The 15,078-nt window shown below is 68.7% G+C and carries 16 protein-coding genes; 9 read left to right on the top strand and 7 right to left on the bottom strand.

Annotated elements, in window-relative coordinates:
* Positions 1 to 425 precede the first annotated feature (425 nt).
* A complete protein-coding gene (locus EV137_RS32535) occupies positions 426 to 1,973 on the top strand; it encodes a mucoidy inhibitor MuiA family protein (RefSeq protein WP_134132015.1) in 1,548 nt (515 codons plus the stop codon).
* Between the two features lie 11 nt (positions 1,974 to 1,984).
* Here EV137_RS32535 and EV137_RS32540 read toward each other — a convergent pair whose 3' ends face one another.
* Both EV137_RS32540 and EV137_RS32545 read right to left on the bottom strand, forming a co-directional pair.
* Positions 1,985 to 3,529 (bottom strand): multicopper oxidase family protein, encoded by a 1,545-nt coding sequence (locus EV137_RS32540; RefSeq protein ID WP_134132016.1) that lies wholly within the window; start codon positions 3,527 to 3,529, stop codon positions 1,985 to 1,987.
* Positions 3,522 to 3,902 (bottom strand): hypothetical protein, encoded by a 381-nt coding sequence (locus tag EV137_RS32545; RefSeq protein ID WP_134132017.1) that lies wholly within the window; start codon positions 3,900 to 3,902, stop codon positions 3,522 to 3,524. Before EV137_RS32545 ends, EV137_RS32540 begins: the two co-directional genes overlap by 8 nt.
* A gap of 73 nt (positions 3,903 to 3,975) precedes the next feature.
* On the opposite strand from EV137_RS32545, the gene EV137_RS32550 reads away from it, so the two are divergent.
* Complete coding sequence (locus tag EV137_RS32550; protein WP_202871246.1) at positions 3,976 to 4,854, top strand: LysR family transcriptional regulator; 879 nt, start codon at positions 3,976 to 3,978, stop codon at positions 4,852 to 4,854.
* Here the strand turns inward: EV137_RS32550 and EV137_RS32555 are convergent.
* Together EV137_RS32555 and EV137_RS32560 are read right to left on the bottom strand one after the other, a co-directional pair.
* Positions 4,846 to 5,343, bottom strand: coding sequence for a DUF2505 domain-containing protein (locus tag EV137_RS32555; protein ID WP_166680088.1), 498 nt, complete (start codon positions 5,341 to 5,343; stop codon positions 4,846 to 4,848). The two genes, EV137_RS32550 and EV137_RS32555, sit on opposite strands and share 9 nt — an antisense overlap.
* Before the next feature lie 57 nt (positions 5,344 to 5,400).
* Positions 5,401 to 5,847 carry a GNAT family N-acetyltransferase gene (locus tag EV137_RS32560; protein ID WP_134132019.1) on the bottom strand — a complete coding sequence of 149 codons (447 nt, stop codon included), beginning with the start codon at positions 5,845 to 5,847 and terminating at the stop codon, positions 5,401 to 5,403.
* Between the two features lie 163 nt (positions 5,848 to 6,010).
* Here EV137_RS32560 and EV137_RS32565 point away from each other — a divergent pair, with 163 nt between their 5' ends.
* On the top strand, positions 6,011 to 6,586 hold the full coding sequence (locus tag EV137_RS32565; protein WP_134132020.1) for a sigma-70 family RNA polymerase sigma factor: 576 nt from the start codon (positions 6,011 to 6,013) through the stop codon (positions 6,584 to 6,586).
* A gap of 26 nt (positions 6,587 to 6,612) precedes the next feature.
* On the opposite strand, the gene EV137_RS32570 is transcribed toward EV137_RS32565, so the two are convergent.
* The gene (locus tag EV137_RS32570) at positions 6,613 to 7,182 is read right to left on the bottom strand and encodes a TetR/AcrR family transcriptional regulator (protein ID WP_134132021.1); all 570 of its coding nucleotides are present in this window, start codon (positions 7,180 to 7,182) and stop codon (positions 6,613 to 6,615) included.
* A gap of 69 nt (positions 7,183 to 7,251) precedes the next feature.
* Between EV137_RS32570 and EV137_RS32575 the strand changes: the two genes are divergently transcribed.
* A complete protein-coding gene (locus EV137_RS32575; protein ID WP_134132022.1) occupies positions 7,252 to 8,217 on the top strand; it encodes a zinc-binding dehydrogenase in 966 nt (321 codons plus the stop codon).
* Here EV137_RS32575 and EV137_RS32580 read toward each other — a convergent pair.
* Positions 8,214 to 8,675, bottom strand: a complete 462-nt coding sequence (locus EV137_RS32580; RefSeq protein WP_134132023.1) for a hypothetical protein — start codon at positions 8,673 to 8,675, stop codon at positions 8,214 to 8,216. The genes EV137_RS32575 and EV137_RS32580 overlap by 4 nt on opposite strands.
* 243 nt (positions 8,676 to 8,918) lie before the next feature.
* On the opposite strand from EV137_RS32580, the gene EV137_RS32585 reads away from it, so the two are divergent.
* The 4 genes from EV137_RS32585 (at position 8,919) to crcB (EV137_RS32600) (ending at position 13,220) form a co-directional block, all read left to right on the top strand.
* Complete coding sequence (locus tag EV137_RS32585) at positions 8,919 to 9,866, top strand: hypothetical protein (protein WP_134132024.1); 948 nt, start codon at positions 8,919 to 8,921, stop codon at positions 9,864 to 9,866.
* A gap of 71 nt (positions 9,867 to 9,937) precedes the next feature.
* Entirely contained in the window at positions 9,938 to 12,199 is a 2,262-nt protein-coding gene (locus EV137_RS32590) for an FUSC family protein (RefSeq protein WP_202871247.1), read from the top strand.
* A gap of 161 nt (positions 12,200 to 12,360) precedes the next feature.
* Positions 12,361 to 12,852, top strand: coding sequence for a fluoride efflux transporter CrcB (gene crcB / locus EV137_RS32595; protein WP_202871248.1), 492 nt, complete (start codon positions 12,361 to 12,363; stop codon positions 12,850 to 12,852).
* A complete protein-coding gene (gene crcB / locus EV137_RS32600; protein WP_134132025.1) occupies positions 12,849 to 13,220 on the top strand; it encodes a fluoride efflux transporter CrcB in 372 nt (123 codons plus the stop codon). Before crcB (EV137_RS32595) ends, crcB (EV137_RS32600) begins: the two co-directional genes overlap by 4 nt.
* 7 nt (positions 13,221 to 13,227) lie before the next feature.
* Here crcB (EV137_RS32600) and EV137_RS32605 read toward each other — a convergent pair whose 3' ends face one another.
* The gene (locus EV137_RS32605; protein ID WP_134132026.1) at positions 13,228 to 13,797 is read right to left on the bottom strand and encodes a putative glycolipid-binding domain-containing protein; all 570 of its coding nucleotides are present in this window, start codon (positions 13,795 to 13,797) and stop codon (positions 13,228 to 13,230) included.
* A gap of 80 nt (positions 13,798 to 13,877) precedes the next feature.
* Here EV137_RS32605 and EV137_RS32610 point away from each other — a divergent pair, with 80 nt between their 5' ends.
* Entirely contained in the window at positions 13,878 to 15,071 is a 1,194-nt protein-coding gene (locus tag EV137_RS32610; RefSeq protein WP_134132027.1) for an MFS transporter, read from the top strand.
* The last annotated feature ends 7 nt before the right edge of the window (positions 15,072 to 15,078 follow it).

The raw sequence follows: 15,078 nt of genomic DNA on the forward strand, positions 1-15,078 counted from the left end.
TGGCCGGTGCGGTGGCCGGTGCGGTGGGCCGGTGCGGTGGCCGGTGCATGGGCCGGCGCGTGGGCCGTGCGTGGGCCGGTGCGGTGGGCCGGTGCATAGGCCGGTGCATGGGCCGGTGCGGTGGCCGGTGCGGTGGCCGGTGCGGTGGGCCGGTGCGGTGGCCGGTGCATGGGCCGGCGCGTGGGCCGTGCGTGGGCCGGTGCGGTGGGCCGGTGCGGTGGGCGGTGCATGGGCCGGCGCGTGGGCCGTGCGTGGGCCGGTGCGGTGGGCCGGTGCGGTGGGCGGTGCGTGGGCCGGTGGGGGGCGGGGCGGTGGGTGGGGCGTGCACGTGGTGTGTGCGTGGGCAGGGTGGTCGATGCGAAGGGAGGCGGATCCGGGCGGTGGTGGCTGGGGCTGTTAGTCCTCTGGGGGCCTACTGTCGTGGGATGAGTGAGCTTGTGGTGGAGGCGCCGGTTGTTGCTGTGACTGTTTATCCGGATCGGGCGCGGGTTACTCGGCGTGGGCGGATCACGGTGCCGGGTGGGGATCAGGTTGTGTACGTCGAACCGCTGCCGCTGTTGCTGGAAGAGGACTCCGTGCGGGTGTCGGGGCGGGGGCCGGCCACGGTACTCGGGGTGGACGTGGCGACGCGGCATCATCCGCAGGCCCCGGACGAGACGGTCGCTGAGCTCGAGCGGGTTCAGCGTGCGGCGCAGGACGAGGTCGCGGCGCTCACCGACGCGGACGACGTACAGGTGCAGCTCGAGGCCTTCCTGGCGCAGTTGGCGAAGCGGGCCGGTGGAAGTTTTGCGCGCACGCTCGCGTCGGGTGATCCGGGGGCGGAGCTCAGTGAGTTCACTGAGTCGCTGGCGGGCCGGTTGTCCGCCGTACGGGCGACGCGCCGGGAGCTGACTGTGCAGCGCCGCGAGGTCGAAGAGCGGCTCGCTGCAGTGGGCCGTCGGCTTGCTGCACTCACGGAGAAGCGCGCGCCCGACCGGCGTACTGCGGCTGTCGCGTTGGCACTGGAGTCCGAGGCGGAGGTCGAGATCGAACTCTCGTACGTCGTGCCCGCGGCGGGGTGGACCAGCTCGTACGACGTACGTCTCAAGGGCGATCGGCTGACGTTGAACTGGTACGGCCTGATCACGCAGCGAACCGGTGAGGACTGGCCGGAGTGCGACCTCACGTTGTCCACGGCTCGACCGACCGTGACCGCGAAGGTGCCGGAGCTCGACGCCTGGTACCTCGACCGCACGCGTCCGCCGATGCCGCACGCACCAGCCGCCCTCCCACTGGCTCGCGGGGCAGGTCAACAGGCGGATTTCATCGAACAGTCGGCCGAGTTCGTCGACCTGGGCGCAACTGTCGAACAGGGCGTGACCGCGGCGACGTACACCCCGCCGCGCCCCGTCGCCGTACCCTCTGACGCCGCCACCCACCGCGCGACGATCGCCGCGATCGAGCTCGACGCCGACCTGGACTACATCACGGCGCCGGTACGATCGACAGACGTCCATCTGCGAGCGACGGTGGTGAACTCGTCCACCCACACGCTCCCCGCCGGCAAGGCCGCCGTCTTCCACGAGGCGGACTTCGTCGGCTCGGCCGCGTTGCCGTTGTGGGCGCCCGGGGAGGACGTCGAGCTCGCTCTTGGCATGGACGACCGCATCCGGGTCGAGCGGAAGCTGGTACGGCGGGACGCGACGAAGGCGACGCTCGGGTCGACGCGTCGTCGGCAGGTCGAGTACGAGACGAAGATCGAGAACCACACGCCGCGCACCGCCCGGATCACGGTGCTCGACCAGTTCCCCGTGTCCCGTGACCACGAGATCACCGTGAAGCGACTGACCGCCGACCCCGAACCCACGGAAACCACCGACCTAGGCGTCATCACCTGGAAGCTCGACCTCGCCCCCGACACCGAGACCACCGTCAAACTCGCGTTCCGAGTGGACACCGCCAAATCCGTGGAACTCACCGGCTGGCGCGAATAAGCCGCGGTGGATCAGGTGATTTCGAGGTTGGCCATCATGCCCATGTCTTCGTGCTCGGCGTTGTGGCAGTGGAAGAGGTAGCGCCCGCGATAGCCGTCGAAGCGGGTAATGATTTCGACGGACTCCCCCGGCCGCAGCGACACCGTGTCCTTCAGACCCGCATCATGCGGCAGAGGAGCACGTCCGCCGCGTGACAACACCTGGAAGCCGACCAGGTGCAGGTGTACGGGATGGTGGACGTCGGCGACCAACCGCCAGATCTCCACGTCGCCGAGCCGGGTGGTGACGTCCGTGCGATCCGGCGCGAACGGCTGCCCGCCGATCAGCCAGCCGTGCCCGTTCCCCATCCTCCCGGCACGGAACGAGAAGTCCCGCACCCGCAATGCCTCCGATTGTTGCCAAACCGGCAGATCGTCGGACAGCACCTCCGGAATCCGGCTGCCATCGGCCGCCTTCCGTACGACGCTGAACGCCATCACGTCACGCGCGCGCCCGGATCCCATCCGGTTGACGATCCGCACCCGGCTCCCGACGGGCACCTGGCCGAAGTCGAGAATCACGTCGTACCGCTCGGCCGGTGCGATCGGCAGGTTGCGATGAATGACGGGTGCACGGAGCAGCCCCTGATCGGCGCCGATCTGCACGAGGTCGAGGCGGCGGCCGTCGTCGAGGACCGCTTCGAGGTCGTAGTGCCGCGCGTTCGACGCATTGAGAATCCGCAATCGGTAGCGCGCGCCGTCCACCTCATGCACCGGCCAAGGCGCCCCGTTCACCAGGATGACATCACCCAGAACCCCAGCAATATAAGGCTCCTGGACACCCGGATGCATCTGCAACGTCGTATCGATCGATGGATAGGCCAACGACCCGTCAGCAGCGAACGCCCGGTCCGCGATCATCAGCGGCAGCTCGCGCACCCCGGACGGCAGCTCGAGCGATTCCTCGGAGGCGTCCCGGACGATGTGCATCCCGGCCAGCCCGCGCCAGATCGCCGGTGCGGTGAAGTCCATCCGGTGATCGTGATACCAGAGCATCGTCGCCCGCTGATCCAAAGGAAACGTATACGAGCGTGTGACCTCGCTGGTCACCGCCCGCGGATCATGCATCCCGTGCCCCGCGTGCCCCCACCCGGCAGGCAGCACGAGATCGGTCGGATACCCGTCCGACTCCGCCGGCGTGCGCCCACCATGAAGATGTACGACGGTAGGCACCGGCAACTCGTTGCGGTGGGCAACCGTGACCGCATGGCCGCGACGCGACTCGATCGTCGGTCCCGGGAACGTCCCGCCGTACGTCCACAACCGGGTCGGCACACCGGGCAGGATCTCCGCTGTGACTTCTCTCTGCACGATCTCGATCTCTGCACCCGACAGCACGGGCGGAAGAGGTAACGGCACCTGAAACGCCGGCGGCAGCGGTACGGCGCTACGCAACACGGCACCCGTCGACGCCGGCCGTCGCGAGAGTGCAGCAGCACTCGACAACCCGCCCAATGCCACCACTCCGAGCGCTCCCCCGATCCCCAGCACCTGACGCCGACTCATCCGGTCACGCATGCTCGACCTCCCGCCGTACGACGGGCTGCCGCCAGACCCCGATGAACAGCACGACGACAGCCGCAACCGTCACCACTCCCAGCGGCAGGTGCAACCACAAGGCGCCGCCTTCCCCCGCGATGTACTGCACCGTCTCGGCCACCACCACTCCCAACGACGCGACGAACGGCCAGACCTGCCGCAGCCGCACCCACACCACCACCGCGGCGATCACCTGCAGATACCCAAGAGAGGTGACGACGTCCGCACCCACCGCGTGCATTCGCAGCCCGTCGAAGTCACCACTCAGATAGACCCCGGCGAAGACCGGCTGACCGAACACCGCTATCAGGTGCGCACTGACGACGCCCCGCAACACCCACCCACTGACCATGCGAGCGACACTATGATTCGAACGTTATGAGAGTCCAAGACCAATATCGCTATCTCGTTATGACGGAAGAGTCATGATGGACCTGACCACGCTCCGCCAGTTCGTCGTCGTCGCACGCCTCGAGCACCTCAGCCGCGCGGCTGAGGAACTCCACGTCGCGCAACCTTCGCTGAGCCGCACGATCGCGCGCCTGGAAAGCGAACTCGGTACGCCGCTGTTCGACCGCGCCGCACGCCTCCGCCTGAACCCGGCAGGCGTCTTGTTCCGCGGGTATGTCGAACGCGCGCTCGGCGAACTCGACGCAGGCCGCCGAGCCGTCGCCGAGGCGACCGTGCAGGGTTCAGGCAGTGTGCGGCTCGCCGCCGAGACGTTCCTCGCGCTCACCGAATCGGTCGCCGGCTTCAAACGCGACCACCCGGCCGTCGAGATCGAGCTCCAGCAGATGTCGGCCGACGAAATGCCGCGCCGGCTCCGCGCCCAGGACATCGACCTGTGCGTCGCGTCCCAGCCGGTGCCGAGCGCCGGCCTGGAATCGGCCGTCCTGCTCGACGAAGCCGTTCGGGTGGTGACGCCACTCGACCATCCGCTGGCGAGCCGTACGTCGGTGACGGTCGAGGATCTCGTCGACGAGCCGTTCGTCATCGCCCGCAAGGGCCACTGGCAACGCCGGCTTCTCGACCGGTTGTTCGCCGACACCGGCGTGACACCGCGGATCGTCTGCGAGAGCGACGAGGCCGCGGCCATCCAGGAGCTGATCCGCGCGGGTCTCGGCATCGGCTTCAACCCCGACTTCGCCCGCCGTTCGATCCCCAGCTACCCCGTCGCCGCCATCCCGGTCGACCACCCCGAGTGCCGCCGTACCCTGTCCCTGCTCTGGAGCGCCGACGCCAACCTGACCACTGCCGCCCAACTGATGCGCACAGCAATCACCACCTGGAACTGGTCAGAGTGAGCCGGACAGCCAGGACCAGGCGACCTCGAACTTCTTCTCCAGCCGGAATCGCACCGCCTCCGCGACCAGCAACTCGAGGCGGGTGCCGACGACCGGGACGGATGCCGTCACCTGCAGATCGAAGGCCTGCGTGGTCCAGCGGCCTTCCGGAGCGATCCGCGTCGTACCCGTCAGCTTCACCGGCACGCCGGTGAGCGCTCCGCCGACCTCCGCCAGCCGCGCACCGTCGACGTCAGGGCGATGCCAGACCTTGGACTGCTCGAGTTCCAGCGTGTTCCCGACGAACCTGCGGGCCACCACCGGTACGTCGGAAACCTGCGTCTGCCAGTGGAGCTGAACCGCCAGGTCGTCACCGTCGTCGCCCACCACCACGTCGTACGACGGCGCCTGCAGCCGCTCGAACACCTGCTCCTGGAACGTGACGTCGGTGATCATCGCGAACACTTCCTCCGGAGAGGCGTCGTACGACGTGGCGAGAGACAGATCCATGCGCCCCATCTTGCACCGCCCGCCGGCACACGGTCCCGACCACTGCAGCTTCCGGCCTTACAGCGCCAAGCGCATCCTGAGCTTGGGAGGCTCCACGTCGGCCACCTGAAAGCCGAGACGCTCGTACAGATGACGCGCACGATTCAGTTGCAGCACGTGCAACTCGACGGCGTTCGCACCCGATGCCCGGGCGCGATCGAGGAGACCACGCAACAACGCCGTACCGACGCCACCGCCCTGCACCTCGGGTGCGATCTCGATGCGGGAGATGTAGAACGTCGTGGCATCGGTCATCGCCGCTTGCACCATCCCGGCCGGGCGGCCGCCGACGAAGACGATCTCGACGGTGTCCGGCGCGAACCACTTCCGGTGGAACTCCCGTTGTACGTCGTCGTCCCACGGACCCCAGGTCGCCTCGATGACGTCGCCCAAGGTGCGACGGTGCAGGTCGTAGAGGAACTCGTCGTCGGCGGCAGTGGCCGGTCTGAGGTGGACGTCTTCCATAGCTCCCACACTGTTGCTTGAAGCTACGGAGCGGATAGGTGGTGACACGGTGGGCGACTTTGTGTAACCTTTTCGTGATGTTCACCGCGTAGCTGACTGAGAACGGGGCTTAGGAAGCGCATGGCCATCAACACCTTCGCACCAGGCGGTGCGTAACCGAAACATGTCCATACACACCGCCACATCTGTCGCAGTTTCCGACGATCTCGACGACGAGGATGAACTGATCCGGCTCGCGCAAGCGGGTGACGCAGCGGCCTTCGGCCGGCTCTACGATCGCTACCTGCCGTCGATCTACCGGTACACCTACAGCAAGACCTCGTCCCGCAGCGCGGCCGAGGATCTGACCAGCGAGACGTTCCTCCGGGCTTTCCGCGCGATTGCCCGCCGGCCGCGGGCGCACCTGAACTTCGCGGCCTGGCTGGTCACCATCGCCCGGAACGTGGTGATCGACCATCACCGCTCCGGCTGGAGCCGGCTGGCGATTGTCACCGACGAGATCGACCCGCGGGTCGACGAGTCCATGGGACCCGAGCAGGCCGCTTTGGCGTCCGTGAGCGAGGCGTCGCTGCGCGGCGCCCTCTCGCTGCTGCCGGACGACCAGCGCGAGTGCCTGCTCCTGCGGTTCTTCGCGGGGCTGTCGATCAGCGAGACCGCCGCCGCGATGGACCGGACCGACGGCGCCGTCAAACAACTCCAGTTCCGCGCGACGAACCGGCTCCGCCGGATCATCGGATGACCGGCTCGTGAAGGGCGGAGGGATTTTCAGGCGCTGAAGGCCTGCACGGTCAGCGCCGCGAACCGGCGCGACGCAGCCAGCCGCCGAGCCGGCGTCGACGCCTGCAGCCCCCGGTGCGCGGTCAGCATGATGACGAGATCACTCAACTCGAAGTCCCGCCGCAGCTGACCCCGGGCCTTCGCCCTCCGCGCAAGAATGGCCACGGACTTCAGCGTGAGCTCGCGACTCGCCGAGCTGTCGACCGCGTCGGGGTACGTCGCCAGGAACGCATCCGTGAACCCTCGATTGCGGACATGCAGCTCGCAGATCCGCTCGATCACCAGACAGAACCCCTGCCACGGATCCGTTGCCGCAAGCCCCTCTTCGACGATCGTCTCGCAGGCACGGACCTGCTCGGCGAAGGCCGCGGTCGCCAGCGCCTGCTTGGTCGGATAGCGGCGATACAACGTCGCGGGCCCGACGCCCGCGTGCCGGGCGATCTCGCGCATCGGCACCGCCAGTCCCTCGCTCGCGAACAGCGTCCGGGCCGAGGCGAGGATCCGCTCGCGGTTGTCCTCCGCGTCGGCGCGCAGTTTCTGAGGCAATCGATCCTTCACTCCTCTCACTCTAGCCAACCGGACGGGTGCGTCCACTTAGGCTCGTAACAGATCGAGAGGAGACGACAAGTGAAGGCAGTGGAAATCAAGGCGTTCGGCGGCCCCGACGGGCTGAGCGTCGTCGAGGTACCGGCGCCCGAGCCCGGCAAGGGTGAGGTACTCGTCGCGGTCGAGGCGGTCGGGGTCGGAGGTGTCGATGCGCTGATTCGCAGCGGTTCCCTTGCCGCGTGGGGATTCCGCGAAGGTCTCATACCGGGTTCGGAGGTTGCGGGGACGGTAGTTGCCGTCGGCCACGACACGGACCGTTCGTGGATCGGCCAACGCGTTTGGGCGTTCACAGGTCTTGGTGGCGGGTACGCCGAGCAGGCGATCGCTGCGGTCGAGGACGTCGTACCGCTACCGACCGGCCTGTCCGCGGCGGGCTCGGTGACGCTCGGGAGCTCCGGCATCGTGGCGCACTTCGGCTTGAAACACGCGCACTTCAGCCCGGGCGAGTCCGTTCTGGTGCGTGGCGCTGCCGGAAGCATAGGCATCCTCGCGGTCCACCTCGCCGCACAGGGCGGTGCATCGGCGGTCGCGGTCACGACCTCGTCAGCGGCACGCGGTGAACTGTTGCGCGCGGTCGGCGCTACGCACGTTCTGGACCGGTCCGGGGCGGGCGATCCCACCGCTCCCCCGGCGTACGACGTGATCATCGACGTCGTCGCCGGCCCGCAGTTGCCGGTGTTCCTCGACAAGCTACGACCGAACGGCCGGCTCGTCGCGGTCGGAGCGATCGCCGGCCCACCACCGCCCGATCTGGGTACGGCGTTGATGGCCAACTTCCGCAAGTCGTTGTCCTTCGCAACCTTCAGCGCGGACACGGTGTCGCCTGCAGAACGCCGTACTGTCAGAACCGAGCAGTTCGCCGCTGCGGCGGAGGGTCGGCTGCCGCTGGTGATCCACGAGCAGTTGCCGCTGGACGACGCCGTACTGGCACACCAGAAGATGCAGGACGGCGAGGTCTTCGGGCGGATCGTCCTGGAGCCGGTCTAGTCCTCGGGCTCGTCGACGGTGGCCAAAGCGATCAGGTTCTCGGCGACCTGGGCGCAGCGTTCCTCGGCGCGGCCGCGGGCCGTGCCGGTGTAGCGGAGACGGGCGGTGGCGGTGAGCGGTTCGGAGCGGACCTCGATCAGCGAACCGCCCGGGCGTGGCTGCACCTTGACCGCTACCTGGACCCAGCCCCCCAGTCCACTTCGCAGTCGTACGACGAGTTCGCTGTCGGGTCGCCAGCGCTCGACGATTGCGACGAGCAACTGCCGGTTGTGGGCGTGCCGGGCGCGCGGTTCGCGACCGTCGTCCCGCAGGATGACGCTGCCCACCTGGGGCCAGTTGAGGCCGGCGCGAAGCTCCGGCGGTACAGCGACCATCCAGTCCGCGAAGGCTGTCGCGTCACGGAGCACCGACATGACGGCATCGACGTCAACGGCACCGAACCGCCACGCCATGACCATCGAATCCGCTTCCCTGTCGGCGACACGTCCTCACGCCCGTGTCTACCAGGAAGCCCGGCCGACCGAGCCCCTCAGGCGTTGTCGGGGACATCACATCGCCCTTACATTTTCCGGCCGGCAAACGGCTGCCCGGCCGGGACATTTTGCTCCAGCACGACCGGCAACTTTTCGGCGGCAGCCGGACTCCAATGCGGTACGACGGAGGCTGGGGTGCCTCCGCGTGAATGGGGAGGACGAATCCAGATGTTTCGTAAGACCGTAGGTCTGGCCTCGGCCGGCGTGCTCGCGTTGGGCCTCGGGGCGGCCATGGTGCCGTCGGCCCAGGCTGCGCAGGCTGCACAGTCCACAGCGGGCAGCACGACGGCAACTACCGCGGCGTGCGCGCTGCGGCTCGGGTCGGTCACGTCGACCGGCGCGTTCACCAGCCGGATGGTCAACGCCACCGCACCGATCACCATCGGCGGGGTCCGTGGGACGGCCGGGGTGTTCCCGGCGAACCAGGTCCAGCACATCAGCACGTTCACCGGCACGCCGCTCGGCAGCGGCGAGTCGCGGTCCGGTCTCACCGTCATGGGCGGCGCGCTGTACTCCAGCTCGTTCGTCGTCGACGGCCAGAGCCAGCTCGACCCGCACTACCCGCACAACAATCTCCGGATCGGCGGCGGCTGGTCCAACTACCGCTGGATCGAGCAGTCCATCCTGCGTCCGGCGAACGCCGGGGACCCGGCCCGCACACTGCTGTACGGCCAGCGCACCGACGGCATCACGCAGCGCTGGATCTCCGACGGCAGCGGCTGGCGCATCACCTCCGGCGTCGGCGGTCTGAGCACGGTCAAGGGCATCGCGCTCATCGGCCGCACCGCGACCTCGGAGACGTTCCTCGCCAACACCAGGTCCGGCGCACTCGTCACCGTCACCTGGCCGACGAAGTACCTGGCCGCGCCGACCAGCAAGGTGGTCCGCGGTACGACCTGGCAGGGCTTCGAGCAGCTGATCGCGACCAACTGCGGCGCGAGCGGCACGCTGCTGCTCGGCATCGACAAGGAAACCAAGTCCGGTTACCTGTACGCCGTTGGCCACGCCAACGGCACCAGCACCGCCGTCAAGAGTCTGGGCAAGGTCCCGCTGACCTTCTCCGACCCGCAGTACTTCCGCATCGCCCCGAAGTACGACGTCCTCAACGGCGGCTGATCAACTGTCGGGACGCCGTCCTCCAGCGTGAACGCCTGGGGGACGGCGTCCCTTCGTGCGATCCTTCGGGGGTGGCTAGCGTGACGGCCCCCGGTGGGCTCCTCGTGGGATGGTTGCGGCGCCGAGATCCTGGCCTGGCCGCTACTCGGCGGGCGGCGCGGACAGCGTTGATCATGCCGTCGTTGTTCGCGTTCTGCGCTCAGGTCCTGCATGCGCCGATCGTGGCGACGTTCGCCGCCTTCGGTGCGTTCGCGATGCTGCTCCTGGTCGACTTCTCCGGCACGGCGGTTCAGCGGCTGCGGGCCCAGGTGGCGCTCGCAGTGGCGTGGCTGGTGCTCGTCTCGCTGGGAACACTCGCGGGACAGTCGGTGTGGACCGCGGTCGCGGCCACGGTGGTCGTAGCGTTCGTCGTGCTGTTCTCCGGCGTGGTCAGCTCGGTTCTCGCGGGTGCGGGTACGTCGCTGCTGCTCGCATTCATCCTCTCCGTGTCGACGCCCGCCCCACTGGCGCTCCTGCCGCAACGGCTCGCCGGCGTGTCCATCGCCGCGTGTGCAGCGGTCATCGCGGTCTGGCTGCTCTGGCCGCGAGCGTCCGTCGACCCGCTGATCGCGCCCGCAGCACAGGTCTGCCGGGCTGCCGCGAAGCAAGTGCGGGCCGACGCCGAGCACTTCTCGGCCGGGTCCAACCTGCAGACCTGCCGCGTGGTGGCTGAGGCGACCACCAACGCGACTGCGGCACTCCGCAGTACCTTCACGGCGACGCCGTACCGGCCAACCGGCCTGTCGACAGGATCCCGGGCCTTGGTCAGGCTCGTCGACGAACTGACCTGGCTGAGCACGATTCTCGACGAGTCATCCCCTGCCACGCTGCCCGAGTCGGCGCGGGATCCCGAGTCGTCCGCGGTCCGTCTAGCCGCCGCGACCGTCCTGGACCTCTGCGCGCAGGTGCTGGAGGACCCACGTCTCGGCACCGCCGACCTGCGCGCCGCGGCCGACGACTTGCGCCGTGCCGTCACCGCGCTCGAGACGAGCGCGGTCGGCAGGCTGCCGGGGAACGACGTCGCCGACCCGGACCTGCACCTGTTCTTCGGCAGCCTCAACGTCTCCTTCCGGGCGCAGGAGATCTCGTTCGGAGTCCTGCAGATCGCGCAGAACGTCGAGACCCACCGGGCAGCCGACCGACGCAGCTGGCCGGATCGCCTCCTCGGCCACGAACCCGGTTCGTTGACCGGGCCTCTCGCCAGCGCCGTGGAACGCGCCGCCGCGCACGTCGAGCCCCATTCGGTGTGGCTGCACAACAGCATCCGCGGTGCGGTCGGCCTGGCGATCGCCGTCGCCCTGGCGGACGTGACCGGCGTCCAGCACGCGTTCTGGGTCATCCTCGGCGCCCTGTCGGTCCTGCGGTCCAATGCGCTCAACACCGGGCAGAACGCGTTCCGTGCCCTCGCCGGCACGGTCGTCGGCTCGATCGTCGGCGCCGGTCTGCTCCAGCTCATCGGGAACAACGCCACCGTGCTGTGGATCCTGCTGCCGGTGGCGGTGCTGATCGCAGGGATCGTGCCGGCCGCGATTTCGTTCGCGACCGGACAGGCTGCGTTCACCGTCACCCTCGTGATCCTGTTCAACATCGCGCAGCCGGAAGGCTGGTCGCTCATCCTCTTCCGCATCGAGGACATCGCGCTCGGCTGCGCTGTGAGCTTGGTCGTCGGCCTGTTCTTCTGGCCGCGCGGTGCGACGTCCGCCGTCGACAAGGCGCTCTCCGAGGCGTACGCCGACAGCGCCCAGTACCTCGTCAACGCGGTGGACTACGCCGTCGCCTGCTGCAACCCAGGGACTGTCCCCGGATCTCCACGAGACGCTCGCCGAGCCGCCGCCTCGGCCCGGCGGCTGGACGACGCCTTCCGTACCTACCTCGCCGAACGCGGTACGAAATCTGCTCCACTCAGCGAGATGACCACGCTGGTCACCGGCGTTGTCGGGGTCCGGTTGGCGGCTGACGCAGTACTCGAGCTCTGGGAACGCTTCGTGGACGACGAGCTGCCACCAGCTGATCGGATCGCCGCGCACGACGAGCTCCTGGTGCTCGCTGAACGGGTACGCCAGTGGTACGACGGCCTCGCTGACGCGTTGGAAGATCGCGGACAGGTGCCCGAGCCGATCGCAGCCGACCTCACGACGAAGGGGCGACTGATCGAGGCGGTACGTCGGGACCTCCACGACGAGAACGGCAGAGCGACACCGACCGCCATCCGCATCCTCTGGACCAGTGACCACCTGGAAGTCCTCCGCCGTCTCCAACCCAGCCTCGCCACCGCAGCCAGCCGCACTGCTTGAACCGGACCACCGAGACGGTCGCCGGCCGGCGACCGTTATGCTGTTCGGAGTTTGACCGGCGGTGGGGCTCGCCGGATCCAACTGTCGCCTTCGGCGGCCAACAGTCCCTACCTGAGGAACCTCGCGGCGCCACGCCGGGAGGCACGGTCCAGGTAGGAGGCATGTCTGTGGAGCACCACCACCCCGTCGAACCCTTGCCCAGGGGACCGGTCGACTCTGACGTCGACCTGCGGATCGACGGCCGGGCGCAGCGTGTGCACGACCCGGTGATCCTCGGCGCCATCGCCGTCGGCGGCGCGATCGGCGCCGCCGCGAGGTACCTGGTCGGGCTCGGCTGGCCGACTCCCCCGGGCGGTTTCCCCGTGAGCACGCTGATCATCAACGTGATCGGCTGCGGTCTGATCGGGATCCTGATGGTGCTGGTCACCGACGTTCTCACCCGGCAACGGCTCCTGCGCCCGTTTCTGGGCACCGGTGTGCTCGGCGGGTTCACCACGTTCTCGACGTACGCCGTCGACATCCAGCAGCTCGTCACCGGGCGGAACGCCGGGATCGCGTTGCTCTACCTCGCCACGACCGTCGTCGGCGCGTTGCTCGCGGTCCGGGCGTCGGTGAGCGCGACGCGCGCGCTGATCACCTGGAGAACACGATGACCCGGCTGTTGCTGGTGATCGCCGGCGGCCTGGTCGGAGCGCCCCTGCGGTACGTCGCCGACCGCGCCGTGCAGTCCCGGCACGACTCGCTGTTCCCGTGGGGGACATTCAGCGTGAACATCGTGGGATCGCTGATCCTGGGTTTCCTGGCCGGCGCGTCCTCCGCTCTCCCCCACGGCGTCCAGCTCCTCGTCGGCACCGGGTTCTGCGGTGCGCTCACGACGTACTCGACGTTCTCGTACGAGACGATCCGGCTGTACGAGGACCGCGCGCGGTTCCTCGCGGTTGCGAACGTCACCGCGAGCATCGTGGCCGGCCTGGGCAGCGTGTTCCTCGGAGCAGCTGTCAGCCAGGCGATCTGGGGCTGACAGCCCGTCAGCGATCCCGGGTCGCGATCCCCGGATAGTCCAGCACCAGACCCGAAGCGTCGAACGTCAGCTCACACTCGAAGTCGAACGTCGCGGACTCGTAGTGGAACACGTGTCCGTGCTCGCCGGAGCTCGTGAGCGTGTAGCGCTGCTCGAGTCGCACCACCGTCAGATCCTCGGCCTGCACGAAGGCAGCCGGCACGTCGACCGCAGTACCGGGAACGAACGGGAGCCGATGGACCGGGAGCGTGTTCGTGACCGCCGAGGACTCGAAGTCCACGTCCCGGCAGCCGTCGAGATCAGGCCGAGCCACACCGTTCACGGTCCAGCGACCATCCGGGGAGCGTGTCAACACGACCTCGAGATCACCGGAGACCGTCGAGTTCACCGCGTGCACGGACTCGGTCGCCCAGTCGGCGTCGACGGTGATGTCATACCCGACGTACCAGGTCGCCCCGCCCTCGCGAGCCGACGTACGACCTCTCAACCAGCCGGCACCGGCGAACAGCACCTCGAATCCGACGCGGACTCCCCGATGCGTCCACGAGGCCGCGGTGGGCAGTGGGCTGAGCAACATGTTCAGACCCTAGCCGGACGTGATGGACTGGTCCTCGTGACGGACGAACAGGTGCAGCTGGCATCGGAGTACTCAGAGTGATGCTGGACCGGTCCGAGTCCGCGTTGGGGATTGTTCTTCGGTCGCGGTTCTATCGCTCGGCGTTCTTGTCGTTGCTGGTGGCTGGAATCGGGCTGTCGGCCGCGACTCCGCAGCTGACGCTCTTCCTGGTGCGGGAGCTCCACACACCACTCCCCGTCGCCGGTCTGTACTACGTCACGAACCTGGCCGCGCCGCTCGCCGGGTTCCTGGTCGGGCGATGGTCGGACCGCACCCAGGACCGGCTCCTGTGGTTCCGGATCTGCTCGGTGATCGGCGCGGCCGGCTGGCTCGCGATGGCGGGGGCGACCGAGGTCTGGATGCCGTTCCTGATCAGCGCGCTGGCGTTGAGCGTGGCCGGCGGCTCGATGGCGCAGCTGTTCGCGGCCTGCCGTGACGAGCTCAGCCGGCATCCGACCCGGGCCGAGAACCGGGTCGTCGCGACCGTCCGGATGGCATTCACCACGGGCTGGATCCTCGGCCCGGTGTTCGGCAGCTGGTTCGGGGGCGTCTTCGGGCTCCGTGCGTTGCTGGTGGCAACGGCCGCGTGCGTGTTCGCCCAGATGATCCCGCTCGGCCGGCAACGCGTCGAGCGGTACGACGCTCCACGCGCCGGGACGCCCGACGAGCGCCGCAGGATCGACCAGATGGCGCCGTTGCTGATATTCACCGCGGTCTGCGTGCTCGCGATGACCGGCGACACGATCAAGTTCGGCTACCTCCCGATCTACATGGCCGAGCAACTCCACGTGTCCGACGCGGTGCGTGGCGCCGTGATCGGCATCCAGCCGCTCCTCGAACTGCTGCTGCTCCCGGTGGTCGCGCGGCTCGCCGACCGGTTCGGCGCGATCCGGGCGATGACGGGGGGCGCCGTACTGGGGCTGGCCGGCAACCTCGCCTACGCGCTCAGTACCTCGGTCGTCGGCCTGTTCGTCGGCCAGGCCCTGACCGCCGGGTTGTGGGCGTGCGTCGGCGCCCTCGGCGTCTCGATCGCCCAGCGGCTCTACCCCGAAGGAGTCGGGACCGCGTCCGGGATCTTCCTGAGCGCGATCCCGCTCGGCTCGGCGATCGGCGGAACGATCGGTGGCATCGGCGTGGCCGCGATCGGCCTGCCGCACGTCTTCTTCATCCCGGCGTGCCTGACCGCCCTCGCGATCGTCGCCTTCACTATCCTCAGCACCCGCGAGAGCACCTGACCGACGA

It is taken from the genome of Kribbella pratensis (assembly GCF_004366075.1).
GTDB classification, from domain to species: Bacteria; Actinomycetota; Actinomycetes; order Propionibacteriales; family Kribbellaceae; genus Kribbella; species Kribbella pratensis.